The sequence below is a fragment of the Bradyrhizobium sp. th-b2 genome (assembly GCF_000426785.1).
Lineage (GTDB): Bacteria > Pseudomonadota > Alphaproteobacteria > Rhizobiales > Xanthobacteraceae > Bradyrhizobium > Bradyrhizobium septentrionale.
On the sequence record NZ_KE384571.1, the window covers coordinates 78,971 to 103,683 of the forward strand.

General features: G+C 64.6%; 22 protein-coding genes and 1 pseudogene. 17 read left to right on the top strand and 6 right to left on the bottom strand.

Annotated elements, in window-relative coordinates; translation table 11 throughout:
* Positions 1-111: 111 nt before the first annotated feature.
* Complete coding sequence (locus tag K359_RS63030; protein WP_156929186.1) at positions 112-369, bottom strand: hypothetical protein; 258 nt, start codon at positions 367-369, stop codon at positions 112-114.
* Here K359_RS63030 and K359_RS0150180 point away from each other — a divergent pair.
* The 5 genes from K359_RS0150180 to K359_RS0150200 all read left to right on the top strand — a co-directional run bounded on the left by K359_RS0150180 (position 361) and on the right by K359_RS0150200 (position 5,638).
* Positions 361-1,797 carry an NAD(P)/FAD-dependent oxidoreductase gene (locus tag K359_RS0150180; RefSeq protein ID WP_029085615.1) on the top strand — a complete coding sequence of 479 codons (1,437 nt, stop codon included), beginning with the start codon at positions 361-363 and terminating at the stop codon, positions 1,795-1,797. The genes K359_RS63030 and K359_RS0150180 overlap by 9 nt on opposite strands.
* A gap of 103 nt (positions 1,798-1,900) precedes the next feature.
* Positions 1,901-2,830, top strand: coding sequence for a TauD/TfdA family dioxygenase (locus tag K359_RS0150185; RefSeq protein WP_029085616.1), 930 nt, complete (start codon positions 1,901-1,903; stop codon positions 2,828-2,830).
* 27 nt (positions 2,831-2,857) lie between these two features.
* A complete protein-coding gene (locus K359_RS0150190; RefSeq protein ID WP_029085617.1) occupies positions 2,858-3,913 on the top strand; it encodes an ABC transporter substrate-binding protein in 1,056 nt (351 codons plus the stop codon).
* Positions 3,910-4,776: an ABC transporter ATP-binding protein gene (locus K359_RS0150195; protein WP_029085618.1), complete on the top strand. Its 867-nt coding sequence runs from the start codon at positions 3,910-3,912 to the stop codon at positions 4,774-4,776. Before K359_RS0150190 ends, K359_RS0150195 begins: the two co-directional genes overlap by 4 nt.
* A complete protein-coding gene (locus K359_RS0150200) occupies positions 4,769-5,638 on the top strand; it encodes an ABC transporter permease (protein ID WP_198031310.1) in 870 nt (289 codons plus the stop codon). The genes K359_RS0150195 and K359_RS0150200 overlap by 8 nt, the downstream gene beginning before the upstream one ends.
* Before the next feature lie 115 nt (positions 5,639-5,753).
* On the opposite strand, the gene epsC is transcribed toward K359_RS0150200, so the two are convergent.
* From epsC to K359_RS0150215, 3 genes are read right to left on the bottom strand one after another with little or no spacing between them, the layout of a single operon-like run.
* Positions 5,754-6,707, bottom strand: coding sequence for a serine O-acetyltransferase EpsC (epsC, locus tag K359_RS0150205; RefSeq protein WP_084518895.1), 954 nt, complete (start codon positions 6,705-6,707; stop codon positions 5,754-5,756).
* Between the two features lie 18 nt (positions 6,708-6,725).
* The gene (locus tag K359_RS0150210; protein WP_051346892.1) at positions 6,726-7,298 is read right to left on the bottom strand and encodes a flavin reductase family protein; all 573 of its coding nucleotides are present in this window, start codon (positions 7,296-7,298) and stop codon (positions 6,726-6,728) included.
* Between the two features lie 41 nt (positions 7,299-7,339).
* On the bottom strand, positions 7,340-8,569 hold the full coding sequence (locus K359_RS0150215; RefSeq protein ID WP_029085622.1) for an acyl-CoA dehydrogenase family protein: 1,230 nt from the start codon (positions 8,567-8,569) through the stop codon (positions 7,340-7,342).
* A 272-nt stretch (positions 8,570-8,841) separates the two neighbouring features.
* Here K359_RS0150215 and K359_RS0150220 point away from each other — a divergent pair, with 272 nt between their 5' ends.
* A complete protein-coding gene (locus K359_RS0150220) occupies positions 8,842-9,933 on the top strand; it encodes an LLM class flavin-dependent oxidoreductase (RefSeq protein ID WP_029085623.1) in 1,092 nt (363 codons plus the stop codon).
* 5 nt (positions 9,934-9,938) lie between these two features.
* Here the strand turns inward: K359_RS0150220 and K359_RS0150225 are convergent, their stop codons facing one another.
* The gene (locus K359_RS0150225; RefSeq protein ID WP_029085624.1) at positions 9,939-11,279 is read right to left on the bottom strand and encodes an LLM class flavin-dependent oxidoreductase; all 1,341 of its coding nucleotides are present in this window, start codon (positions 11,277-11,279) and stop codon (positions 9,939-9,941) included.
* A gap of 315 nt (positions 11,280-11,594) precedes the next feature.
* Between K359_RS0150225 and K359_RS0150230 the strand changes: the two genes are divergently transcribed.
* The 5 genes from K359_RS0150230 to K359_RS0150250 all read left to right on the top strand — a co-directional run bounded on the left by K359_RS0150230 (position 11,595) and on the right by K359_RS0150250 (position 16,215).
* Positions 11,595-13,223: an FAD-dependent oxidoreductase gene (locus K359_RS0150230; protein WP_029085625.1), complete on the top strand. Its 1,629-nt coding sequence runs from the start codon at positions 11,595-11,597 to the stop codon at positions 13,221-13,223.
* Positions 13,220-13,540 (top strand): ferredoxin family protein, encoded by a 321-nt coding sequence (locus K359_RS0150235; protein ID WP_029085626.1) that lies wholly within the window; start codon positions 13,220-13,222, stop codon positions 13,538-13,540. Before K359_RS0150230 ends, K359_RS0150235 begins: the two co-directional genes overlap by 4 nt.
* Positions 13,541-13,588: 48 nt before the next feature.
* Positions 13,589-14,713: a methionine ABC transporter ATP-binding protein gene (locus K359_RS0150240; protein ID WP_029085627.1), complete on the top strand. Its 1,125-nt coding sequence runs from the start codon at positions 13,589-13,591 to the stop codon at positions 14,711-14,713.
* The gene (locus tag K359_RS0150245) at positions 14,703-15,368 is read left to right on the top strand and encodes a methionine ABC transporter permease (RefSeq protein WP_029085628.1); all 666 of its coding nucleotides are present in this window, start codon (positions 14,703-14,705) and stop codon (positions 15,366-15,368) included. The genes K359_RS0150240 and K359_RS0150245 overlap by 11 nt, the downstream gene beginning before the upstream one ends.
* Before the next feature lie 64 nt (positions 15,369-15,432).
* A complete protein-coding gene (locus K359_RS0150250; RefSeq protein WP_029085629.1) occupies positions 15,433-16,215 on the top strand; it encodes a MetQ/NlpA family ABC transporter substrate-binding protein in 783 nt (260 codons plus the stop codon).
* Positions 16,216-16,255: 40 nt separating this feature from the next.
* Here K359_RS0150250 and K359_RS0150255 read toward each other — a convergent pair whose 3' ends face one another.
* Complete coding sequence (locus K359_RS0150255) at positions 16,256-17,659, bottom strand: LLM class flavin-dependent oxidoreductase (RefSeq protein ID WP_029085630.1); 1,404 nt, start codon at positions 17,657-17,659, stop codon at positions 16,256-16,258.
* 412 nt (positions 17,660-18,071) lie between these two features.
* Between K359_RS0150255 and K359_RS0150260 the strand changes: the two genes are divergently transcribed.
* The 6 genes and pseudogenes from K359_RS0150260 to K359_RS64005 form a co-directional block, all read left to right on the top strand.
* Entirely contained in the window at positions 18,072-19,397 is a 1,326-nt protein-coding gene (locus K359_RS0150260) for an O-acetylhomoserine aminocarboxypropyltransferase/cysteine synthase family protein (RefSeq protein ID WP_029085631.1), read from the top strand.
* 34 nt (positions 19,398-19,431) lie between these two features.
* Positions 19,432-20,229, top strand: a complete 798-nt coding sequence (locus tag K359_RS0150265) for a MetQ/NlpA family ABC transporter substrate-binding protein (RefSeq protein ID WP_035978718.1) — start codon at positions 19,432-19,434, stop codon at positions 20,227-20,229.
* 709 nt (positions 20,230-20,938) lie between these two features.
* Complete coding sequence (locus K359_RS0150270; protein ID WP_156929187.1) at positions 20,939-22,003, top strand: TAXI family TRAP transporter solute-binding subunit; 1,065 nt, start codon at positions 20,939-20,941, stop codon at positions 22,001-22,003.
* Positions 22,004-22,035: 32 nt separating this feature from the next.
* Positions 22,036-22,614, top strand: coding sequence for a hypothetical protein (locus K359_RS0150275; RefSeq protein ID WP_245284989.1), 579 nt, complete (start codon positions 22,036-22,038; stop codon positions 22,612-22,614).
* Positions 22,615-22,648: 34 nt separating this feature from the next.
* On the top strand, positions 22,649-23,254 hold the full coding sequence (locus tag K359_RS0150280) for a DsrE family protein (RefSeq protein ID WP_029085635.1): 606 nt from the start codon (positions 22,649-22,651) through the stop codon (positions 23,252-23,254).
* A gap of 100 nt (positions 23,255-23,354) precedes the next feature.
* Positions 23,355-24,713, top strand: a pseudogene (locus tag K359_RS64005) (hypothetical protein); the annotation flags it as partial.

Sequence of the window (24,713 nt, forward strand, 5' to 3'; positions counted from 1 at the left end):
GCGTGCGAGCTGGACTTTGACTCTACGTCGGTGATCGCAAGCCTGTCGATGAAATGAACTTGCATTGTTGCGCGGGAAGCAAGCATGAACCTTGTGAGTTGATCGGCGATGTTAGACGAGTGCAGCCGTCATGATGAAATCAGCAGGCGCTTTGCGCTGATCGCGCGCGTGAGACGGGGCTGTCTTGCGGTTCTTGCGCGCAGCCGGAGCGAGCAAGGCGACGATCGCCGCAAATATTTCAACGGCTGCGTCGACCGCGAAGCGATCGTTGCGCGCCGTCGAAAACAAAGCTGGTTTCGTTTCATTGACTGGCGATCTCTGGCTTTTACGATTTACAGCGTCAAAGCGAGGCCGATCAACATGCCGCAATCCGATCCCGACAGCGTTGCCCGCGAAGCCCTGCGCCTGATCGGACCCGATCCGCAAAACTGGGTGCCTGATCGCGGCGGGATCGATCACAATGCGGTCGTCGTCGGCGGTGGACAATCCGGCTCGGCATTTGCATTTGCGCTGCGGCGGGCCGGGATCGGCAAGGTCTCCGTGATCGATGCCGCGGCCGACGGCAGTACGTCAGGCGTCTGGCTGACGAGTGCGCGGATGCACAAGCTGCGCACGCCCAAGAGCTTGCCGGGCCCCGAGCTCGGCCTGCCTGGTCTCGGATTCCAGGCCTGGTACGAGGCGCGTTACGGCGCCGCCGCATACGATGCGCTCGATCGCATTCTGCGGCTCGACTGGGCGGCCTATCTCGACTGGTATCGCAGGGTCACAGGCGTTGCCGTTCGTTATGGGACGCGGCTGGTTCGCATCGAACCCGCGGGAGATCATCTGCGGCTGCATCTGGAGCAGGGCGGTCGCACGACAGTCGAAACCACGCGAAAGCTTGTGCTCGCGACCGGCTTTGCCGGCAGTGGTGGCGCCCATATTCCGGAAGCACTGCGCAACCTGCCGAAGCAATTTCATGCGCATACCTCGGAAAAGATCGACTTCAGGGCCCTGCGAGGGCGATCGGTCGCTGTGGTCGGAAGCGCCGCGTCAGCATTCGACGCCGCCGCCGTCGCGCTCGAAGCCGGCGCGCGCGACGTCCACCTCTATGCGCGGCGCGAAACCCTGGCGTCGCTCCCGGTGATCCGGATCCGGGGCTATCCGGGTGCCTACGACAATTACGGAGCGTTGCCCGATGCCGTCCGCTGGCAACAGGCGATCTGCTTCCGCCGCGCCGGCTCGACGCCGCCGCCGGACGCGATCTCGCGCGCCGTCGCGTTTCCCAATTTCCACGTTCACCTGGGCGCACCGTGGCAAGCGGTGAGGCAGGAGGGCGGGCGGGCCGTCGCAGTAACGCCGCAGGGTGAATTTGCGTTCGACTTTGCCATCGGCGGCAGCGGATATTCGGTGGACCTCGGCGCGCAGACCGAGCTCCGCGACTTCGCGGACGAGATCCTGCTGTGGCGCGACCGGTTCACGCCGCGTGACGATGAGCGCGACGAGACGCTGGCGGCGTATCCCTATTTCGGATCGGGGCATGAATATCTGGAGAGGGAGCCCGGCCGCGCGCCCTTCCTGAAAAATATTCACGTCTTCAACCCGGCGGCCTTCGTCAGTTTTGGCTTGCCGGTCGGCGATGTCCCAAGCTTCAGGCGCGACATTCCTGCCGTTGTGGCACGGATCAGCCGTGATCTGTTTCTGGACGATCTGCCGGCGCACGAAGCGCGCATCAACGGATCGATCGCCGACGATTTCGGCGCCGAGCTTTATGCGCCGGCGGTGTGGCGGCCACCGGAGTACGTGGCGGCCGAGTAGGGCATAGCAGCACTGTACTGAATTTGTTTGTCTCCGCCGTCGCTCCCGCGACCGGCGCATGGCGGAGCCTTGTCTGGGAGATCGCGGTGGTGAGAGCACGATCATGAGCAATGCGACGACCATTGACAACGTCATTCCCCGCGCGGACATCGTCAAGCGCGCGGCGAGGCTTGGAGCGGAGATCAGGAACGTCAGGCTGTCGGGCGATCTGTCCGACGAGGTCATCCGCGCCGTCAACCAGGTGCTGCTCGAGCACAAGGTGATCTTCTTCCGCGGCCAGGGGCATCTCGACGATGCCGAGCAGGAGCGCTTTGCGGTGCGGCTCGGCAAGCTCGTGCCGCATCCGACGGTCGGTGCGACCAAGGGGACGTCGTCGATCCTCGAGTTGGATTCGGGCCGCGGCGGCGGCCGCGCCGACCAATGGCACACCGACGTGACCTTCGTCGACGCCTATCCGAAAATCTCGGTGCTGCGTGGGGTGGTGGTTCCGCCCTATGGCGGCGACACCGTGTGGTCGAGTACGGCGGCCGCCTATCTCGACCTGCCGGTGCCGCTGCAACGGCTCGCCGACGAGCTGTGGGCGGTTCACAGCAACGCCTATGACTATGCCGTCAAGGCCCGCGCAAGCGAAGCCGACCGCAAGCATTTCGACGAAGTGTTCACCGGCACCGTCTACGAGACCGAGCACCCCGTGGTGCGCGTTCACCCCGAGACCGGCGAGCGGACGTTGGTGCTCGGAAATTTCGTGCAGCGTTTCGTCGGCCTGCCGAAATACGACGGCCAGAAGCTGTTCGACCTGTTCCAGTCGCACATCACCGCGCCCGAGAACACCGTGCGCTGGAGCTGGCAGGCCGGCGACGTCGCGATCTGGGACAACCGCGCCACCCAGCACTATGCGGTCAATGATTACGGCGATCAGCACCGCGTGGTGCGCCGTGCCACGATCGACGGCGAAGTGCCGGTGTCAATCGACGGCCGCCGGAGTGTGACGCGCATCAAGGCACCGAAGCAGCAGGCCGCGAAGGCGGCTTGATCTCGTTTGATTGTGGGAGTTGCGAACATGAATGCATTGATCCGAATTCTTCGCGCCCGGCGTTTCGCCGCGCGCGCGGCCGCGCGGCTCATCCTTGCCGGTGCCGTGGCACTGGGGCTGGCGGCTTCGGCTTTCGCCGAGCCGCCGCTCGAAAAGACCGAGATCCGCTACCAGGGTTGGGCCGGCCAGGTGACGTTCACGGAGCTGGCCGAAGACCTCGGCTATCTCGCGCCGCTGAAGCTCAAATGGGTCGGCAATACGATCAGCGGGCCGCAGGACATCCAGACCGTCGTCACCGGTGACATTGACATCGGGGGTGCGTTCTATGGCGCGATTCTCAAGCTGATCGCGGCGCGGGCGCCGATCAAGGCCGTGGTCGGTTACTACGGCTCCGATGCCAACACCTATCAGGGCTACTTCGTGAAGGAGGACAGCCCGATCAAGACGGCGCGCGACCTGATCGGCAAGAAGGTTGCGGTCAACACGCTGGGCGCGCATCTGGAATTTGTGCTGCGCGAATATCTGGCCCGTAACGGCCTCAGCGCCGGCGACGCCAAGCAGGTGACGCTGGTGGCGATCCCGCCGGTCAGCAGCGAGCAGGCCTTGCGGCAAGGTCAGGTCGAAGTCAGCGTGCTCAGCGGCGTGCTGCGCGACAAGGCATTGGAGCGTGGCGGCATCCGCTCGCTGTTCGCCGATACCGACCTGTTCGGCCAGTTCACCGGCGGCGCCTATGTCCTGCGCGACAAGTTCATCAAGGACAATCCCAACACGGCCCGCAAGCTGGTGGAAGGGATTTCGCGGGCGATCCAGTGGGCGCAGACGACGCCGCCGGAACAAGTGCGGGCCCGGTTCGAGAAGATCATCGCGGAGCGCAAGCGCAATGAGGATGCATCCTCGATCAAGTACTGGAAGAGCACCGGGGTTGCATCCAAGGGCGGCGTGATATCGGACGGTGAGATCCAGGTGTGGATCGACTGGCTGGTCAAGGACGGGCTGTTCAAGCCGGGGCAGGTCAAGGCGTCCGACACCTACACCAACGAGTTCAACTATTTCCGTCCCGGCAAGACCGCGGAGGCGCGATGAGCACGGTCAAGATCCGCTTCGAGCAGGTCCGCAAGGAGTTTGTGACGCGAGGCGACGGCGGCCGGCCGTCCGGTCGCTTCACCGCGCTGGAGGACATCACGCTGGATGTTCGTGCGGGTGAATTCCTCGCGCTGGTGGGTCCGAGCGGCTGTGGCAAATCCACATTGCTCGACCTTCTGGGCGGGCTCACCGCGCCGACCAGCGGCCGTATCCTGCTCGATGGCCGGCCGATCGCCGGACCTGCACGCGATCGCGGCATCGTGTTCCAGCAATACGCGCTGTTTCCGTGGCGAACTGCGGCGCAGAACGTCGAGTTCGGGCTCGACATCGCAGGCCTCAAGGCCAGGCAGCGGCGCGAGATTGCGCAGCATTTCCTCGATCTGGTCGGCTTGTCCGGCTTTGCCGACCGCTATCCGCACGAGCTTTCCGGCGGCATGAAGCAGCGTGTCGCAATTGCGCGAAGCCTCGCCTATGACCCGGAGGTGCTGCTGATGGACGAGCCGTTCGCCGCGCTCGACGCGCAGACGCGCGAGACGCTGCAGGGTGAATTGCTGCGGATCTGGCGCGCCACCGGCAAGACCATCGTCTTCATTACCCATGGCATCGACGAGGCCGTCGTGCTCGGCCAAAGGGTGGCGGTGATGACGTCGCGCCCGGGGCGGATCAAACAGGTGGTCGATATCCCCGAGCGCTTGCGCAGCGAATCCGAGGATGTGCGGTCGCTGCCGGAGTTCGGTCGCGTGAGGCATGAGGTCTGGAGCCTGCTTCGCGAGGAAGTGCGGAAGGCCCAGCAGGGCCAGTTGGCGGACGGTACCGGCGCACGCCGTGCGGGCCCTGAAGCTGCGGAGGTTGCTCATGTCTAGTCTCGAAATGCTGACATTGCTGGAACTGGCGCATGGGCGGCGCGAGCAGGCGGTGGAAGGCCGCCTGCCGCCGATCACAGATCGGTTGCGCGCAGGCATCCGCGGTCTGGCGGCACGCGGGCGACGTTCGTTGTTACTGATTGTCCTGCTCGCCGCCTGGGAGGCCGCGCCGCGGCTTGGGCTGATCGATCCGGTGTTCCTGCCGCCGTTCTCGGAGGTGATCGCGGCCGGCTGGCAGCTCGCGCAAACCGGCGAACTCTATGACGATGTTTCTGCCAGCCTGCTGCGCGCCTTGAGCGGATTTCTGATCTCGGTTGCCTTGATCGTGCCGCTGGGCCTTGCCGTCGGCTGGTACGCCCGGCTCGGCGATCTCCTGAACCAGTTCATCGAGATCTGCCGCAACACCGCGCCGCTGGCGCTGCTGCCGGTGTTCATCCTGCTGCTCGGGATCGGTGAGCTGTCGAAGGTCACGATGGTGATCTACAGCTGCGCCTGGCCGTTGTTGCTCAACACGATCGCCGCGGTGAAGCAGGTTGACCCCTTGCTGATCAAATCGGCGCGGACCATGGGAGCGACCCCGCAGCAACTGTTCCGTAAGGTGATCCTGCCTGCCGCACTGCCCACGATCTTCGTCGGCATTCGTCTGGCCAGCGCGTCGGCCATGCTGGTGCTGGTGGCTTCCGAAATGGTCGGGGCCAAGGCCGGTCTCGGCTATCTCATCATCAACAGCCAGTACAGCTTCCTGATCCCGCAGATGTATTTCGGCATTCTCGGAATCACCGTGATCGGCCTGGCGTTCAATGCCGTCCTCGAGGCGATCGAACGGCACTTCATGCGCTGGAAGGCGCCGGTGGCAGGCTGAGATAAGGAACGTCTAGAGCATTTTCGGTTCTGATTGAATCAGAACCGAAGCTCTAGATTCTTGTTTTGACGCGTTTTCTTCACGCGAACCGGTGTCCACTTCGCTCGAAAACGCTCTAGCCAGACGCCGGCGTATTGCGCGCCGTGGCCTGGGTCACCACGCTGTTCGGCGGAACATCCCTGGTCAGCCAGACATTGCCGCCGATGGTGGAGCCGCGGCCGATCGTGATCCGGCCAAGGATCGTCGCGCCGGCGTAGATCACGACATCGTCTTCGACGATTGGATGGCGTGCGTCGCCCTTGATTACATGTCCCTCGTCGTCGGTCGGGAAATGCCGCGCCCCGAGCGTGACCGCCTGATAGACACGGACGTTGTTACCGATGATCGCAGTCTCCCCGATCACGACGCCGGTGCCGTGATCGATGAAGAAGCCCGAGCCGATCTGGGCGCCGGGATGAATGTCGATGCCGGTCCGGGTATGTGCGATCTCCGACATCAGGCGGGCCACCAGCCGTGCGCCGACCTGGTAGAGGAGATGGGCAAGGCGATGGTGAATGATGGCGGTCATCCCGGGATAGCCAATCAGGATCTCGGGAAAATTCCGCGCCGCCGGGTCTCCAACAAATGCCGCCCGCAGATCGTTGATCAGAAGTCCGCGGACCGACGGCAGCTGCGTAGCGAACGCCCTCGTCAGCTCGATCGCCTCTTCGTGCACAAAGCCCGGCTCCAGCTCGTCGCCAACGAACAATGCGCCGCGATGAATCTGCGCGCTGAGGGAATCGAGTGCGGTGCTTAGCGTGTTGCCGACGAAATAGTCGATGTTCTCGCCGTCGAGGTCAGATTGGCCGTAGTGTCGCGGGAACAGCGCTTCGGTAAGGCCGTCGAGGATCGCCTCCAGCGCGTCGCGAGAGGGGGCACGATGAGCCTCGCCGTCCCGCCGGATGCTATGGGTCTCCTCGCGGGACGTCCGCAACTCGGCCACGATCCGGTCCAGCTGCCAGCGGCCCGGTGCTCTGCTGACCGCGCCGGCCGATGCCGGAGCCGACGGTGGCGGCATTTCGCGTTTCATGCTTTGCCTTTCACTGTCCTAACGGACATGCGCCAGGGGAATGCTGACCTCGGCCAGGAGATCGAGATCGGCTTCGTGATCGATCTGCACATATTGCCCATTCCAGTAGGTGAGGCCGGTTGGGCGATGCGATAGTTCCATGCTGGAGAGACGGCCCACGATGATGCCGTGCGAATGCCGCTCGATGATCTCCTCGACCTGGCATTCGACCATGGCCAGCGAGTGTTGCAGCAGCGGGACGCCGGAAGGGCCATATGTCCAGGCCGTTCCCTCGAAGCGTTGCTGGCCGTTCAGGCGGCGGTTGCTGAAACGCTCCGCCAGCGCCTGCTGGTCGGAGCCGAGGATATTGACGCCAAACAGGCGATGGCGTGCGATCGGGGCAAAGCATGAGGCCTGCCGGTTGATGCTGACCAGCAGCCGCGGCGGAGCGGCGCTGAGCGATGTCAGCGAGGTGACGGTCATCCCGGTGATGTCGTCGCCTTGTCCCGCGGTGATGATCGAAACGCCGCCGGCGAGGCGGCGCATCACGAGCCGAAACTGCTGCTCGATCTCATGGTCGGCATCGACCAAATGGAGGTCCGGCTTGCTCATCGAGTCTCTCCCCTCTCTTCGCCTCGCCGGATCGTTTCCGATCAGAAGAAGCCCTTGGCAGGTAGCAGCGTGCCGCTGATCTCAAATTGCCCGATCGAGCGAGCCTTGAAGGTGTTTGGATTGTGCGACGCCAGGGTCCGCGCATTGCGCCAGTGACGGTCGAAGTTGGTCGCCTTCTTGATGGCGGACGCGCCGCCTACGTCAAACAGCAGGCTGCCGCTGCGGATCGCAAACTCGTCAGCGACGAGCTTTGCCTTTGCCGAGAGCAGTGCCGCCTTGTGGGCGGCATCGACAGCGCCGGCGTCGCCGGCATCGAACGCGTCGGTGGCGGCATCGAGCGCCTCCGCCGCCGCGAGCACGACGGTCTCGGCCGCAAACGCCCCGCTTGCGATCTGACCGATGGTCTGTTGCAGCAACGGGTCATCAGCCGGAATTTCGCTCGGCGCATAGTAGAAGGTCCGCTTGCGCGATCGCACCAGCTCGGTGGCGTCCTGCAACACGGCGCGCGCGATGCCGGCGTTGATGGCGGTCAGGAACAATTGCGCGAATGTGTTGGAGTAGGGAATGCCGTATCCGGTATCGGGTGCATCGAACACCGTCTCCTGACGCTTGACGCGCACGTTGCGGAAATGCGTGGTGCCGGTCGCGGTCAGGCGCTGTCCGAGCCCGTCCCAATCGTCGATCAGTTCGATGCCTTCACGGGCAACCGGGATGAGCACGGCCGCATTGGCGCCTGTCGTGTCGGCGGTGCGTACCAGAACATAGTCGGAATAGAGCGTGCCGGTGCTGTAGTATTTTGTGCCGTTGAGCAGATAGTCGTCGCCGTCGGCTGTCAGCGTCGTGTTCGGCGTGACATTGCCGACCTTCGGCGTATCGAGTTCGGTGGCCGCGAGCCCGATGATCCCTCCATCGGCGACGGCCTTTTGCCATTGCCGATGCTGCTCGTCCTTCGGCCGGCGCACCAGCCGCTCGACCACGCTGAAATGGTTGCGCAGGATATGCGCGACATTGGCGTCGGACGCGCCGAGCTGGATGACGATCTCGAACAGGGCGCGGATCGACGCCCCCGCGCCGCCGGCCTCGACCGGAAGCCGTAGCGCGCCGAGACGTGCCTTGCGGATGAGATCAATTTCAGTGAATGGCAGGACACGCTCGCGCTCGCGCTTGCTCGCACCCTCGGCGATGCGGCTCAGCAGCGCGTCGATGTCGGGGGGATGGCTATCCAGGCGGTCGGACGGTCGCAGTGAGGTGGCGGGCACGGGCTTGTTCATGGATGTCGACCTGGGATGGCGATGGTTGGTGATCTTGCTCGGTTTCTAGTTCGACCGGAGGTCGAGTGCCGGCATCGTGCACATGTTGCAAACTGTCCCACGATTTTTCGCGGACAGAAATAGAGCGGTTTTTCAATTGTCGCGGGATTCGGAGTTTTCTGATTTGTCCGCGCGCGCCGAGCAGCAAGGAAAATCTTTTGATGCGCCGTTGCTTGATCTCGCGCCGCGATTTCCACACAAGCGGAGCGGCAAACGCAACTCGGAGATCGCCAATGACGACACGACCGCATCGCTTCGGCATCTGGGCGCTGGTGCACGGTTCGCGCGCGGCCTATCAGGATCCCGAAGAGCCCTATGATGCGTCATGGGAGCGCAACCGCGATCTCGTGCTCGCGGCAGAGGCGCTGGGCTACGACTCCACGCTGATTGCGCAGCACACGATCAATCCGCATCAGGAGGATCTCGATCAGCCCGAGGCCTGGAGCGCGGCGGCCGCACTGGCCGCGCTGACCAGCCGGATCGAGATCATCGCCGCCATCAAGCCCTATCTCTATCATCCGGTCGTGCTCGCGAAGCTTGCGCTCGGGATCGAGAACATCAGCCGCGGCCGTTTTGCGATCAATCTGGTCAATGCCTGGAACCGGCCCGAGCTCGACAAGGCAGGCATCGGCTTTGCGGAGCATGATGCCCGCTATGCCTACGGCCGCGAGTGGATCGCCGTGATGTCGCGCCTGATGCAGGGCGAGCGGCTGGCCTACAAGGGCGAGCATTTCGATATCAGGGACTATGTTCTGCGGCCCGCGAGCCTCTACCGGCCACGACCGCTGATCTATGTCGGCGGCGAATCCGAACCGGCGCGTGCCTTGGTCGCCGAGCATGGCGACGTCTGGTTCATCAATGGGCAGCCGCTCGACGACGTCGCGGGCCTGATCGCCGATGTCGCGGTACGGCCGAGAGCAACGGCTCCGCTCCGCTTCGGGCTGTCCGCCTTTGTGATCGCGCGCCCAACGCAGGCCGAGGCCGAGGCAACCTATGAGCGGCTGCTGGAACTCGCGAGGAAGGATGCGCCGATCAAGGCGATCCAGAGGCAGAACACCGATCCCAAGGTCGTGATGATGCAGACGATGCAGAAATCGGCGCGGGTCGGCAGCAATGGCGGAACGGCCGCCGGGCTGGTCGGAAGCTATGACGAGGTGGCTGCGCGTGTCCGGGCATTTCATGCCGCCGGCATTGAACTGTTCATGCTGCAGTTCCAGCCGTTCGAAGCCGAGATGGAGCGCTTTGCGAAGGAGATCATCCCGCGCGTGCGTCGGGCTCCAGTCACGGCCGATGGCAAGCCGGGCCTTCTGGCCGGCTCGCGGTGACCGGATCAGGCGCTTGTCGCGGCCGCCGGCGCTTGCGCAAACCGGCTGACCGGTCGTGGCAATCCGAAGTGCTCGCGCAGCGTGGTGCCGGCATAGTCGGTGCGGAACAGGCCGCGGCGCTGCAGGATCGGCACCACCGTGTCGACGAAGACCTCCAATCCGGTGGGCAGCACATCCGGCATCAGGTTGAAGCCATCGGCCGCACCCGCCTTGAACCAGGCCTCGATGTCGTCGGCGATCTGTTCGGGCGTACCGACGATGATCCTGTGGCCGACGCCGCCGCCGAGGGCGCGCAGCAACTCACGGACGGTAAGGTTGCCGCGTCGCGCGATGTTCACCGTTCCCTGGAACATGGTGTGGTTGGCGTTGGCCGGCAGCGGCAACGGATCGGGCAGGGGCTTGTCGAGATCGAGACTATCAGGATCGACCTGCAATGTGCCGGCAAGCCGCGCAAGGCTGTATTCGATCGGGACCAACTCCCAAAGCTCGTCCTGGCGCCGTTTGGCTTCGGCTTCCGTGCTGCCGATGACGGTGGCCAGCCCCGGCAGGATCACGATGGACCCTCCTGCGCGGCCGCAGGCTACGGCACGCGCCCGCAGATCGCGCGCATAGGCGACGCCGTCATCGATCGTCTGCGCAAGCGTGAACACCGCTTCGGCCTGCGCGGCGGCGAGGTCGCGGCCGTCGCTCGATCCGCCGGCCTGAACGGTGACGGGACGTCCCTGCGGCGAGCGCGGGACGTTGAGCGGTCCGGCCACGCTGTAGTGGGTGCCGCGATGTCCGATCGAGTGAACTTTTGACGTATCGACGAACCGCGCGCTCGTCTTGTCGCCGACGAAGGCATCGTCTTCCCAGCTGTCCCACAGCGCATGCACGACCTCGGCGAACTCCTTGGCACGATCATAGCGCGCCTTGTGTTCGAGCACGTTGGGGAGACCGAAATTGCGGCCGGCCGTCGCGTCGGCCGTGGTCACGGCATTCCAGCCGGCGCGGCCACCGCTCGCCAGGTCCAGCGTCGCGAAGCGGCGAGCGATGTTGTAGGGCTCGTTGTAGGTCGTCGAGGCCGTCGCGATCAGCCCGATATGGGTGGTCGCGGCGGCGACGGTCGCCAGCACGATGGTCGGCTCGAGCGACATGAACGAGCGGTAGTCGATGCGGTCGGTGATGGCAGGCGTATCGGCGAGAAAGATCGCGTCGAGCTTGCCACGCTCCGCGATCTCTGCGACGCGCACGTAATGGCCGACGTCGAAGCAGGCACGCGGGTCGCTGTCCGGCAGTCGCCAGGCGGACGCATAGACGCCGGAATGCAGAAGATTGACGTTGAGATGAAGCTGACGATGAGACATGGCTGCCGTATCTGCGATGATGCTTGACGCTAGATATCGGCCTGATGCGTGCGCGAGAATGCGTCGTGGGCGGGTGCAGGCAAAAAGAAATATCCGTTCCCCCGCAGCGATCCTGTGCGCAAGTCCATGTCGTGCTGCCTGCCGATGACGCAACATCCGGCACGCCGCAACATGAATCTTCTTCGTGCGATGATGCGGGTGAAAGCTTCGTCCAACTCTCCGCGAATATCTGAAATTGCCAGAGTGGGTCCGCGCGGGCAACGATATCGCGACGCGCCGCATCATCGCGATCGATCCTGCCTGGAGCCGTGAATCATGTCGAACCAAACTCATCGCGCCGAGCGCGTGTCCGGGCCCGAAGGCTCGGTGGCGTTTGAGGCCGACGTTCTGGTGATCGGCGGCGGGCCCGCGGGGACCTGGGCTGCGGTCAGCGCGGCCGAGCGCGGTGCGCGGGTGGTGCTCGCCGACAAGGGATTTTGCGGCACCTCGGGGGCGACCGCGGCGGCCGGAACCGGTGTCTGGTACATCGATCCCGATCCGGCCCTGCGCGAGACCGCGATGGCCAACCGCGAGAAGATGGGTGGCTATCTGCAGGACCGCCGCTGGATGGCGCGCGTGCTCGACCGGACCTATCAGCAGAGCAGCTGGCTGGCCGACTGGGGTTATCCCTATCCGGAGGACGATCGTGGCACGTCGCAGCGCAATTCGTTGCAAGGGCCTGAGTATATGCGGCTGATGCGCAAGCGCACCAAGCAGGCCGGCGTCACCATTCTCGATCACAGTCCGGCGCTCGAACTGCTCGTTGACGACGACGGGGCCGTCGCCGGCGCCAGCGGCGTACGCCGGCAAAAGCACGACCGTTGGACGGTGCGTGCAAAGGCGGTCGTGATCGCGACCGGGGGCTGCGCCTTCCTCAGCAAGACGCTCGGATCGAACGTGCTGACCGGCGACGGCTATCTGATGGCCGCGGAGGTCGGCGCCGAATTCAGCAGCATGGAGTTCTCCAACCCCTATGCGATCTCGCCGGCATTCGGCTCGGTGACCAAGACACTGTTCTATGGCTGGGCCACCTTCAGCTATGACGACGGCAGCGTGGTGCCCGGCGCGGCGTCGAAGGGCGGACGATCGGCGATCGCGCGCGCACTGCTCCAGGGGCCGGTCTTTGCCCGGCTCGATAAGGCCGATGACGACGTGCAGCGTCACATGCGCGCATCGCAGCCGAATTTCTTCCTGCCGTTCGATCGCACCGGGATCGATCCGTTCAAGGACCGCTTTCCGGTGACATTGCGGCTGGAGGGCACGGTTCGCGGCACCGGCGGCCTTCGTATCGTCGACGACAGCTGCGCCACCAGCGTGCCCGGCCTCTATGCGGCGGGCGACGCGGCGACGCGTGAATTGATCTGCGGTGGCTTCACCGGCGGCGGCAGCCACAACGCCGCCTGGGCAATGTCGTCGGGATCCTGGGCGGGGCAGGGCGCAGCCGACTACGCCAGGCAGGTTGGGCCGACCGCCAGGCGCAGATTATCGTCCGCCGGAGCCGTCGGCTTTCGGAGCCGGCAGCGCCGTGCGTTCGAGCCGGCCGCGCTGGCGAAGACGGTTCAGGACGAGGTCTTCCCTTATGAGCTGAACTATTTCCGGGAAGCGTCGCGACTGCAGGGAGCGCTCGAACGTCTCGACGAGGCGTGGCGAGATGTGTCGGACGCCGACGCCGCCGGCAAGTCCGAGATATTGCGGGCGCGCGAGGCCGCGGCGATGCTGGCGACCGCACGATGGATGTACCGCAGCGCGCTCGCCCGTCAGGAAAGCCGCGGCATGCATCGCCGCGACGACTTCCCCAACCAGGACGATCGGCAGCGGCATTATGTGACGACCGGCGGTCTCGACGAGATCTGGACTGCGGCCCGGCCCCATGCCGAGGCCAGCTATGCGGAGGCTGCGGAGTGATCGAAATTATCGATGCCGAGCGCTGCACGTCCTGTGACATCTGTGTCAACGTTTGCCCGACCAACGTATTTGACAAGACCGATGGAATTCCGGTAATCGCCCGGCAAAGCGATTGCCAGACCTGTTTCCTCTGCGAGCTCTATTGTCCCGAGGATGCGCTCTATGTCTCGCCCTTTGCGGATCAGGCGCAACCGATCGACCTCGTTGCGCTCAGGCAAACGGACAGGATGGGCAGCTACCGCCGGGCGGTGGGCTGGACCGACGACACCAGCGATCGCCGCGGCATCGACCGCAGCTATCTGCTCTTTGGTCATTGAAGCCCGGCCGCGATGGCGGCGACCAAAGCGACCGAATGGACTGACTGAATGAACGTGCATCAATCCCTGACGGCGGTTCGGCCCGTCGAGCCTCTGCTGCCCGCCGCGCATCCGCCGAGCGTGGCGGACGCGATGGTCCGGTTCGAGCAGGTCTCGAAGGCCTATCCGGCCTACCGCGACAAGCCGAGCGTGCAGGCGCTGCAGGATATCGATTTCGCAATTCCGCGCGGCTCGATCACCGGCGTGATCGGCCGTTCCGGCGCCGGCAAATCCAGCCTGGTGCGGCTGATCAACGGGCTGGAGAAGCCATCGAGCGGCCGCGTCATTGTCGATGGGCGCGACATCTCCGGGCTTGCGGGCCGCGAGCTGCGGCTGGCGCAGCGCTCGATCGGCATGATCTTCCAGCATTTCAACCTGCTGTCGTCGCGCACCGCCGCCGACAATATCGCCCTGCCGCTCGAGATCGCGGGTTGGTCGCGAGCTGATATCGCGGTTCGCGTCGCGGAGCTGCTCGAGCTCGTCGGCATCGCCGACAAATACGATCGCTACCCGTCCGAGCTGTCGGGCGGCCAGAAGCAGCGCATCGGCATCGCCCGCGCGCTGGCGACGCGGCCGAACGTGCTGCTGTCGGACGAGGCGACCTCGGCGCTCGATCCGCAAACCACCCGCTCGATCCTCGATCTGTTGGCCAACATCAACCGGGAGCTTGGCGTCACTATCATCCTGATCACCCACGAAATGTCGGTGGTCCGTCAGCTCGCCAAGGAAGTCGTGGTGATCGACGGCGGCCACATCGTCGAACGCGGCCATGTCGCGGATATCTTCACGCATCCCGGCCATCCGGTCACGCAGGCCTTTCTGTCGGAGGTGGTCGGCGACAGCGTTCCGGTGTCGCTGGCAAGCCGCTTGCAGCGGCAACCGGTCGCGGGCGGCCGGGCCGTCATTCGCGTGCAGGTTCGTGGTGCCGATGCCGGCGACACCATCGTCGCCCGGCTGGCGCGCGAGCTGTCGATCGACGTGGCGCTCCTGTCGGCCCGGATCGACGAGATCGGAGGCCAGCATGTCGGCTCACTGACGTTGGGCATTCCCGGCGGCGAGCCCGTGGCCGACAAGGCAGCGTCCTATCTCTCCCAGCACAACCTTTCGGTGGAGCGCCTCGGCTATGTCGCGTGAACTCATCAACCTGATCGTTCAGGCCACCGGCGAGAGCCTGTTCATGGTGTCGATCGCTGCATTGATCGCCACCGCGTTCGGGCTTCCGATCGGCGTCTTCCTGGCCACCAGCCGCAAAGGGGAGTTGTTCGCGGCGCCGGCGGTCAACAGCGTGCTCGGCATCATCGTGAACGCGACGCGCTCGACACCGTTCATCATCCTGGTGGTAGCCATCATCCCGTTCACGCGGCTGATCGCGGGCACCTCGATCGGCTCGGGCGCAGCGATCGTCCCGCTGACCATCGCGGCAACGCCGTTCATCGCGCGACTGGTCGAGGCCGCGATCCGCGAGGTCGATGCCGGACTGATCGAGACCGCATCGTCGTTCGGCGCCAGTCCGCTGCAGATCGTGCTGAAGGTGCTCATCCCCGAGGCGCTGCCCGGCCTGGTGCTCGCGCTGACGCTCGCGGTGGTCAGCCTGCTCGGCTATTCGGCGATGGTGGGAGCGGTCGGCGGCGGCGGGCTCGGAGACCTCGGCATCCGCTACGGCTACCAGCGCTTCATGCCGGAAATGATGCTGGCGGTGGTCGTCGTCCTGATCGCGCTGGTGCAGACGGTGCAGACCGCCGGCGACTATCTCGCCCGCCGCGTCAACCGCCGCTTGCGCCACCGCTGAGACGGGAATCCGTCACGATCCCTTCGGGGCTGTTTGTCATTGCTAAGTTCCTACGGAGACCAAAATGTCCTTTCGTCCCATTATTGTGCTTGCCGGCGTGCTGGCGATCTGGTCGGCCGCCGCCTCGGCGGAAACGATCAAGATCGGCGTGACGCCCGGGCCGCATGCGCAAATCCTCGAGGCGGTGAAGCCGATCGCGGCCAAGAACGGGCTCGATATCCAGCTTGTCGAGTTCTCCGATTATGTGGTGCCGAATGCGGCGCTTGATGCCGGCGACATCCAGGCCAATTCGTTTCAGAACCAGCCCTATCTCGACAATCAGAAGACCGATCGCGGCTACAAGATCGAGCCGGTCGGCCTGACGGTCAACTTTCCGATCGGCGTCTATTCCAAGAAGCACAAGAGCTGGGCCGACATTCCGGACGGCGGCAAGATCTCGATCCCGAACGATCCCACCAATGGCGGCCGGGCGTTGCTGCTCTTGCGCGACAAGGGTGCGATCAAGCTGAAGGACGGCGTTGGCTTCAAGCCAACGGTCCTCGATGTCGCGGACAATCCCAAGAAGTTCAAATTCGTCGAGGTCGATGCGGCGCAGGCGCCCCGTGCGCTCGACGATGTCGACGCGGCCGTCATCAACACCAACTATGCGACCCAGGCCGGCCTCGATCCGGTCAAGGATCCGATCCTGCGCGAGGATCCGAAGGGGCCCTACGTCAACCTGATCGCGGTTCGCGCCGCGGATAAGGACAAGCCGTGGGTTAAGGTCCTCGTGGACAGCTATCACACGCCCGAGGTCAAGGAGTTTGTCCTGACCAAGTTCAAGGGCGCCGTGCTGCCGAGCTGGTAGCCGCAACCTGGTGATGGGTATCCGTTGCCGGTACGCCATCCTATTCGGCAGCGTCGGGACGGACTGCATTCGAAGGCGCGAGCCGGTAGCTTGCGCCGGGATGCGTGGCGTGAAGCCGCGGCCCGCGCCCGGGGAACAGCTTTTCCCGCAGCGTGCCCTCGCGATAGGCCGTCTTGTAGACCCCGCGTGACTGCAACTCCGGCACCACGAGGTCGACGAAGGCATCAAGCGATTCCGGTGCGACCAGGCGGAAGAGGTTGAAGCCGTCGACATCGGTTTCATCCGCCCAGGCGATCAATTCGTCCGCGACATCCTGCGGCGAGCCGACCACGAAGGGCGAGCGCGCGCCGACGCGGCTCAGCGTCGCGAGATCGCCGACCTTGACCGGGCGGTCGCTGCGCAAGGTGAAGTTCTCGACCATCGACTGGATCGCGTTGCTCTCGACATATTGCACCGCCTGGTCGGGGCGATAAGTCGAGAAATCGATTCCAGTCCAGCCCGAGAGCAGAGCCAGCTGACCGGTCTGGTCGACATGCGCGGCATAGTCCGCGAGCAGATCCTCGGCCTCTGCACGGGTCGGCGCGACGATCACGGTCGCACCGGCAAACAGGTGGATATCGTAGGGATCGCGGCCAAACTCCTTTGCCGCGCTCCTGATGTCGCGGACGGCGCGGGCGAGAATTGGCCGGGTCTGGCCGTTGAGAAAGATCGCCTCCGCGTGCCGCGCCGCAAAGGCCCGGCCGCGTTTCGAAGTGCCCGCCTGATACAATAGCGGCGTGCGCTGCGGCGACGGCTCCGCGAGGTGGATGCCGTCGACCTTGTAGTGCTGCCCTTGATGACGGACGGGATGGATTTTCGCCGGATCGGTGAAGATGCGCGCCGCACGGTCCCGGCGCACTGCGCCGTCCTCCCAACTGCCCTCCCATAATTTGTAGCTCGCGGCGAGGAATTCCTCGGCCGCCTCGTAGCGCTCATCATGCGCGCGGTTCGCCTCGAGCCCCATGCCGCGGGCGCCGCTGTCGAGATAGCCGGTGACGATGTTCCAGCCGATCCGCCCGTTGGTCAGATGATCGAGCGTCGAGAAGCGACGGGCAAACTGGTAGGGATGTTCGTAGGTGAGGTTGGACGTGATGCCGAAGCCGAGATGCCTGGTGACCAGCGCCATGGCCGAGACCAGCAGGGTCGGTTCGGCGTTCGGCAATTGAACGGCCTGACTGAGCGCCGCGTCCGGGGTGTTGCCGTAGACGTCATAAATGCCGAACACGTCGGCCAGGAAGATGCCGTCGAGCAGTCCGCGCTCGGCTGTCCTGGCATATTCGACCCAATAGTCGAGCGAGTTGTAGTTGAGCGAGGTGTCGCGCGGATGCGACCACAGGCCGGCCCAGTTGTGGCTTGGCGCCATCATGTTGAACGCGTTGAAGCGAAGCTCTTTTGATTTGGCCATCGACCTGTTCCGATAGGGATCGCGTCGGAACAACGTAACAGCTTGCCTGCGCGACTTTGTTTTGTATTCGGCGAGGAAGCGTGAAAATCCTGCTATATCGGAAATCCCGGGTAGCAGGGTCACGCTCATTGGCGCCTCCGGTCCGGTCGGAAGTCTGCGGGAATCCGCGAGCGCGGGCGATCAACTGCTCGATCCGCGCTGTGTGACGCGCGATATCGCGCGCCGGCAATGGCGGTCGCGCACGAAACAAATGCGTCGCGACGGATGTGCCATCTGAAAAATTCACGATGCCGTTCCGTGAGACGCCAGTACGTCCATCGCTATTTTCCTGGACATCTCGACAGCCGCAAAGTCGCTGCGCATCATTTCGCGACTTGCAACGCTTGGTTCACCGATCCCAGGAGATTTCGAAATGCCGGTCGAAACGAAGAATCTCGAGACGCTCGCCCTGCATGGCGGGTCCTACCGGTCGGATCCTGCGACCGGCGCAGTAGCAGTTCCGATCTATCAGACGACCTCGTTCCAGTTCGAGAGCACCGACCATGCGTCGCGGCTGTTCGCGCTGGAATCGATCGGGCAGATCTACACGAGGATCAAGAACCCGACGGCCGATGCCTTCGAGGAGCGGCTCGCTGCGCTGGAAGGCGGCGTCGGCGCGCTCGCGGTGGCGTCGGGCCAGACCGCATCGGCCTTTGCGATCTTCAACATTGCCCAGGCCGGCGACAACATCGTCTCCTCCACCGATCTCTATGGCGGCACCTGGACGCTGCTGTCGCAAACCCTGAAGCAGTTCGGCATCGAGGTGCGGTTCGTCGATCCGGCCGCCCCCGAGAATTTCCGTCGCGCAACCGACGCGAAGACCCGCGCCTACTTTGCCGAGACCCTGCCCAATCCCAAGCTCAACGTGTTCCCGATCAGGGAAGTCGCTGACATCGGGCGCTCGCTCGGTGTGCCGCTCATTCTCGACAACACGGCGGTGCCGCTGGTCGCGCGCCCGTTCGATCATGGCGCTGCGATCGTGGTCTATTCGACGACGAAATATATCGGCGGTCACGGCACGTCGATCGGCGGCGCGATCGTCGATGGCGGCAATTTCGACTGGGCGGCGCATGCCGAGCGCTTTCCGTTGCTGACCCAGCCGGACGCCGCCTATCACGGCGCGATCTGGACGGAGGCGGCCAAGCCGCTCGGGCCGATCGCTTACATCCTGCGCGCGCGCGTGAAGTTGTTGCGCGATCTCGGCGCCGCGATCGCGCCACAGAACGCCTTCCAGTTCATCCAGGGGCTCGAGACGCTGCCGTTGCGGCTGCGCCAGCACAGCGAGAATGCGATCAAGGTGGCGGATTTCCTGGCCAGGCACCCCGCCGTCTCGCATGTGATCTTCCCGGGATTGCAGCAGGGGGAGAACCGGCGCCGCGCCGACACCTATCTGAAGGGGGGCTATGGCGCGCTCGTCGGCTTCGAGCTGCAAGGCGGCGTCGAGGCCGGCCGCCGCTTCATCGACGCGCTGAGGCTGTTCTATCACGTCGCCAATATCGGCGATGCGCGGTCGCTGGCGATCCATCCGGCCTCGACCACCCACCAGCAGCTCACCGGTGAGGAGCAGCTCGCGGCCGGCGTCACGCCTGGCTACGTGCGGCTCTCGGTCGGGATCGAGCACCCCGACGACATCATCGCAGACCTCGTTCAGGCCCTGGCGCAGGCCGAGGCCGGTGGCAGCGCCCGCAAGGCAGCGTGATCGCACTCGACAGCATTGGAACAGGATTGAGATGATGAAGACATTGTTGCGCCTGGCGCAAGCGGCAGGCGTCCTCCTTGCCTTGACGGCCAACGCCGTCGCCGACGAGCCCCTCAAGATCGCGACGAGCGCCGGTCCGGTCGGCCAGCTGGCGGCGTTCGCCGCCAAGCTCGCCAAGGACAAGGGACAGGACGTCAAGATCGTCGAGCTGTCCGATTGGGTCGCCTTGAACGAGGTGGTCAACAGCGGCGACGTCGACGCGAACCTGTTCCAGCACGCCACCTATCTCGCGATCCAGAACAAGCAGCGCGGCTTAAATCTGGTCCAGGTGGACAAGGTCGGCGTGATCGCCCCGGTCGGGCTGTTCTCGAAGAAGATCAAGTCGCTCGACGAGATCAAGCCCGGTGACAGCGTCGCTATTCCGAACGAGCCGCTTAACGGTGCGCGGGGATTGATCCTGCTCGAACGGGCCGGCCTGATCAAGCTGGCGCCGGGCAAGGGCTTCTCGGTGAGCCGGTTCGACATCATCGAGAACGCCAAGAACCTGAAGATCGTCGAGCTCGATCCGGCCCAGACCTATCGTTCGCTCGACGACGTCACGCTCGCGCTCGTCAACATCACCTATCTGATCCCCGCGGGCGGCGATCCGAAATCGGCGCTGCTGATCGATCGTACCGTGGACGACGGATTGGTGTTGCGCTTCACGGCGCGGCCGGACAAGAAGGACGATCCGCGCCTCAAGGCCTTTATCCAGGTCTTCAACTCGCCTGAGGTGAAGAAATTCATAGAGGACAAGCTGCCGGCGTTCATTCCCGCCGGCTTCAGCAGCTAGTGCTTGTCGGTTCACGGCGGAGCGGGAGCTGCCCTGTCTCTTCGGCACGGGAGAGCAGGGCAGCAAGGAATTCGCGCCATAGCCGCTGGGTGTAGGCCGAAGCCTGGAATGTCAGCCGTAGGTGTCGCGGGTCAGCCAAAGATGTAGGCATCTTGTGCGCACGGGCTCGACTAGCCGTGCGGCCCGAACAGGAAGATCTCACGGGAGTCGCGCTGTCCGTCGGGATTTGCGGCGCGCGCAAGCCTCCTGCGCCACCGCCGCACCCGCCGGGCCACACGACCAAGCGCGTGGAGCCAAGAAGACGCCGGATGCATAGAACCTCCACCTAAGTGTCGTTTGACTGCACGATAGCACGTCCTTGCTCCGCCTGAGCGCAGACGCCAACCAGTGTCGCAAGTTTGCAATCGATGGATCGGACTGAGGCGATCTTGCAGAACGGTCGTTTTGTCGGCCGCGCGGATAAAGAAAGTTCGTTCTCCGAGCAGTCGGTGATCGGCGCTGGCGTCCCGAGATGCCGGGCCGGATCGCGCGCCGCCCGCGCAACCGGGGCCTCGACCGATACCGATCGATCCCTCGCTGCTGCGGCGTTGGGGGAGGCACGCGCATAATCCGGAAGGAGTAGGTGGGCTCTCCATGCGGGAAGTGGCGCGCGCAGCCGAACTGCATGAGACTACAGCAAAATATCGGATCGGCGAGGGTGGAGCCCCCCATGAGACAGGTGATTTCAGGTGGGGCGCTGACCGCAAAGCGGAAAGTGCTCCAGTTGCTCGTGCTGGCGGCGCTGGTTCCGCTGCTCACGACCATTCCGCCGTCCAGCACGGATGCGCAGGCGCAACGTGCTGCACCTCGTCAAGTGCGGCGCGATCCACCGCCGGAAAAGCCGCAGGTGACGATGAATGCCTGGACGGTCGGCCTCGCCGGAGGCCTGCTCGAGGGCGCGCCCATTCGCTTCGCGTCCGAAATCGCCCGCGTCGTGGACGATGGCGACAAGCTGCACGTTTTGCCGGTCGTGACGCGCGGGCCGACGGAGAATGTGAATTCACTGCTCTATTTGCGTGGCATCGATGCCGCCATCATCAACTCCGACGCGCTCGAGGAGTACAAGAGCCAGGTGCCGGATATCCAGCAACGGCTGGCTTACGTGCTGAACCTGTTTCCGTCCGAACTGCATATCTTCGTTCGTCCCGAGATTCAGAGCCTGAGCGATCTCACCGGCAAGAAGGTCAACTTCAACAATCTGGGGACCGCCGCGGCCTATTCGGGGCCCCTGATCTTCAGCCGCCTCGGCCTCGATGTGGAAAAAACCTTCATTCCGCATCAGGTCGCGCTTGAGCAGATGCGCAAGGGCGAGATGGCCGCGGTCGTCTTCATCACCTCGAAGCCGATTGATGCCTTCGTGCGCGGCCGCTGGGAGCCGGGGTTCAAGTTCCTGCCCGTGCCTTATGACAAGAAGTTCGAGGACTTCTATCTTCCCGCCTCGCTCGAGGCATCGGAGTATCCCAACCTCATCAAGCCGGGTGAGCGCGTCACGACAATTGCGGTGCCGACCGCTCTGGTGGCCTTCAACTTCCCGGCCAAGTCGAACCGCTATGAGCGCATTGCGCGCTTTGTAGAGTATCTGTTCTCGCGCATCGACAAGCTGCAACAGCCGGGCTTCGACCCGAAGTGGAAGGCGATCAATCTCGCGGCGACCGTTCCCGGCCTGGCGCGCTTCCCCGCGGCGCAGGCGTGGCTCGATCGCGAGCCGCGCGCCGCGGCAAATCGATCGCAATGAGAGGCGCGGCGACCCGCGTGGTGGCTGGAATCATGCTTCTGGGCGGGATGTCCTGGGCGCAGGCGGCAGACGATCGTCGGATCGCGCAGCTTCGCGCATGTCCCGAAGGGATGGAGTGCCCCGAGAAGTCGCCGCGCACATCAGCGCCTCGCCCGGCGAACTCGACGGGCAACTGGATCGTCAGCCTGACGACGTCGCCGGTCGACTATTCACCGGTCGCCACCGCCACGACATCGTCGCGCGATGGCGCCGGCGGGTCCGGGATGACGCTTTCGATTCGCTGCCACGGCGGACGGAACGAACTGATCGTCGCCGGGCCTGGTGTGTCCGGTCGCGGCGACGATTATGCAATCTCCTATCGCGTCAACGACGACCAGACGCTGCAGGTCGCGGCAGCCGTGCCGGCGTCGGGGACCGGCGTTGCGTTCGGCGGCGATGTCGTTCGCCTGCTGCAGTCCCTTCCGGGCAACGGAGGCCTCAATATTCATCTCACATCCCGGAAAGGGCCAGCCCTGGATGCAGTGTTCCCGCTCGGCGGGTTGGACGCGGTGCGCGTGAAGATCGCCGCCGCGTGCAAGTGGCCGCAGCCAGTCGCCAAGCCCAATGGGTAACAAGTAGCAACGTGTGTTCGACAGGAGAGGCATTATGCGCGTGTTTCAACATACTGCGAGAGTAGCCATCATCGGAGCCGTAACGGTCTTGCTCGCCACGTCGTTTGCAGCGGCGCAGCAAAGTGGCGGACGGTACTGGACACCGGGCACGACAAATCCCGCTGTCGACAGCAAGCAGATTGCAGAAAGCAAAACGCTCAAGCACAGGGCGGCCAAACAGAAGAGGGAGCGGTCGCCGCTTTCCGCCAACGCCCGGCTGCAGCCCGACAGCAAGCCGCACCGATTGATCCTGCAGGTGAACACCAATGATCCCGCCGCGATGAATCTCGCGCTCAACAATGCGACCAACGTCGCGCAATACTACAAGGATCTCGGCGAGAAGGTAAAAATCGAGGTGGTCACGTTCGGGCCCGGCCTGCACATGCTGCGCGATGACACGTCGCCGGTGAAGTCCCGTATCGAGGAGTTAGCGCTGAGCACACCCGAGATCACGTTCAAGGCCTGCGGCAACACGCAGGAAAAAATGCACAATGCGGAGAAAAAGGACATCCCGATCATTCGTCAGGCGGAGGTGGTGAAGTCGGGCGTCGTGCGCGTGATGGAACTGCAGGAGAAGGGCTGGTCCTACGTGAAGCCGTGACCGCCGCCTAACCCGAAAGGGGTGGATGGCTTCGCGCGGAGTTGGGGCGCATAATGCCGCACCTCAACAGATCGTGTCGCCTTGCGACGGGTGATTGCGGATGGGTCGCACGGTTCTTCTCAACGATGAAGTAGGTACTCTCTGCAACATCGCGGGCTCGCAGCGTCGACACGCGCTCAAGCTCGGACGACCCGCGCTGTTGTGGACGACCGCGGTCGTGCTGGCGATGGCGTGGGCGCCGGAGACACGGGCGTCGCCCGATCCGGCGCGCCCCTCGGCATCCGAAGTCGTGCCGCAGGGCGCGGGGGACACCGGCAAACCGGTGCAGGTTGCGCAGGGAGCGACCGCTGAGACTGCGCAGCCTCCGGAACAGAAGCCCCAGTCGGCGGAGAAGCTGTCCTGCGAACTCTCCAGTGCAAGGCTTGATATCAGCCTGATGCAGCGTATCGAGTACGAGCACGGGCGGGCGGAAGGGCTGGAGCGGGACCTCGCCGCGGCTCGACGCGAAATCCAGGCTGCGCTGGCGGCGAAAGCGGCCGAAGGCGCTGCCCCGACCAAGCAGACCGCGCAGGGCGGCGCGGAGTTGCAGGACGCCCTGCAACAGGCGCGCGAGCGGGCAGGAAAGCTGGAACAGGATCTTGCGACAGCGCGGCGTGATGTCGAGACCCAGACTGCGCGCGCGACACAGGCAGGCGAGGAGGTTTCCCGGCTGAAGCAAACAGGCGAGCGTGGCGCGCCGGACCTGCAAAAGGAACGTGAGCGGTCCGCGCGGCTGGAACAGGGTCTCGCGGCGGCGCGGCGTGATGTCGAGGCCCAGACGGCGGCGGCGGCAAAGGCGGGCGAGGATGTCCTGCGCCAGAAGCGGGTGGTAGAAGCCGGGGCCGCGGAGCTGAAGCAATCGCGCGAGAAAGCGGACATGCTCGCACAGGACCTCTCCCGGGCGCGCAGTTCGATCTTCGCCTATGAGGCGCAGGCCCGCAAAGCTACGGAAGAAGCGACGGACCTCAGGCAGGCGGCTGAAAAGGCCACGGCTTCGCCCCGCAAATCCACCCCCGACGACTCTGGACGATTAGCGCGGCTGGAACAGGACCTGGCGGCGGCGCGACGCGACGTCGAGACCAAGACTGCGCTGGTCACGCAAGCAGGAGAAGAAACCTCACGCCTGCAAGCGGCGGGGAAGAGCGCCGCTGCGGACCTGCAAAAGGAGCGTGAGCGGTCCGCGCGGCTGGAGCAGGATCTGGCGACGGCGCGACGCGATATCGAGAGCAAGACCGTGCTGGTGACCAAGGCAGGGGAGGAAGCGTCCCGGCTGCAAGCGGCAGGGAAGGGCGCCGCCACGGACCTCCAAAAGGAGCAAGAGCGGTCTGCTCGGCTGGAGCAGGATTTGGCGGCGGCGCGACGCGATATCGAGAGCAAGACCGCGCTCGCGACCAAGGCAGGGGAGGAATCCTCCCGGCTG

Excerpts from the sequence above, each read along its gene's own strand:
- K359_RS0150180 (WP_029085615.1), top strand. The coding sequence starts at position 361 with ATGCCGCAATCCGATCCCGACAGCGTTGCCCGCGAAGCCCTGCGCCTG.
- K359_RS0150185 (WP_029085616.1), top strand. The coding sequence starts at position 1,901 with ATGAGCAATGCGACGACCATTGACAACGTCATTCCCCGCGCGGACATC.
- K359_RS0150190 (WP_029085617.1), top strand. The coding sequence starts at position 2,858 with ATGAATGCATTGATCCGAATTCTTCGCGCCCGGCGTTTCGCCGCGCGC.
- K359_RS0150195 (WP_029085618.1), top strand. The coding sequence starts at position 3,910 with ATGAGCACGGTCAAGATCCGCTTCGAGCAGGTCCGCAAGGAGTTTGTG.
- K359_RS0150200 (WP_198031310.1), top strand. The coding sequence starts at position 4,769 with ATGTCTAGTCTCGAAATGCTGACATTGCTGGAACTGGCGCATGGGCGG.
- epsC (WP_084518895.1), bottom strand. The coding sequence starts at position 6,707 with ATGAAACGCGAAATGCCGCCACCGTCGGCTCCGGCATCGGCCGGCGCG.
- K359_RS0150210 (WP_051346892.1), bottom strand. The coding sequence starts at position 7,298 with ATGAGCAAGCCGGACCTCCATTTGGTCGATGCCGACCATGAGATCGAG.
- K359_RS0150215 (WP_029085622.1), bottom strand. The coding sequence starts at position 8,569 with ATGAACAAGCCCGTGCCCGCCACCTCACTGCGACCGTCCGACCGCCTG.
- K359_RS0150220 (WP_029085623.1), top strand. The coding sequence starts at position 8,842 with ATGACGACACGACCGCATCGCTTCGGCATCTGGGCGCTGGTGCACGGT.
- K359_RS0150225 (WP_029085624.1), bottom strand. The coding sequence starts at position 11,279 with ATGTCTCATCGTCAGCTTCATCTCAACGTCAATCTTCTGCATTCCGGC.
- K359_RS0150230 (WP_029085625.1), top strand. The coding sequence starts at position 11,595 with ATGTCGAACCAAACTCATCGCGCCGAGCGCGTGTCCGGGCCCGAAGGC.
- K359_RS0150240 (WP_029085627.1), top strand. The coding sequence starts at position 13,589 with ATGAACGTGCATCAATCCCTGACGGCGGTTCGGCCCGTCGAGCCTCTG.
- K359_RS0150245 (WP_029085628.1), top strand. The coding sequence starts at position 14,703 with ATGTCGCGTGAACTCATCAACCTGATCGTTCAGGCCACCGGCGAGAGC.
- K359_RS0150250 (WP_029085629.1), top strand. The coding sequence starts at position 15,433 with ATGTCCTTTCGTCCCATTATTGTGCTTGCCGGCGTGCTGGCGATCTGG.
- K359_RS0150255 (WP_029085630.1), bottom strand. The coding sequence starts at position 17,659 with ATGGCCAAATCAAAAGAGCTTCGCTTCAACGCGTTCAACATGATGGCG.
- K359_RS0150260 (WP_029085631.1), top strand. The coding sequence starts at position 18,072 with ATGCCGGTCGAAACGAAGAATCTCGAGACGCTCGCCCTGCATGGCGGG.
- K359_RS0150265 (WP_035978718.1), top strand. The coding sequence starts at position 19,432 with ATGAAGACATTGTTGCGCCTGGCGCAAGCGGCAGGCGTCCTCCTTGCC.
- K359_RS0150270 (WP_156929187.1), top strand. The coding sequence starts at position 20,939 with ATGAGACAGGTGATTTCAGGTGGGGCGCTGACCGCAAAGCGGAAAGTG.
- K359_RS0150275 (WP_245284989.1), top strand. The coding sequence starts at position 22,036 with ATGCTTCTGGGCGGGATGTCCTGGGCGCAGGCGGCAGACGATCGTCGG.
- K359_RS0150280 (WP_029085635.1), top strand. The coding sequence starts at position 22,649 with ATGCGCGTGTTTCAACATACTGCGAGAGTAGCCATCATCGGAGCCGTA.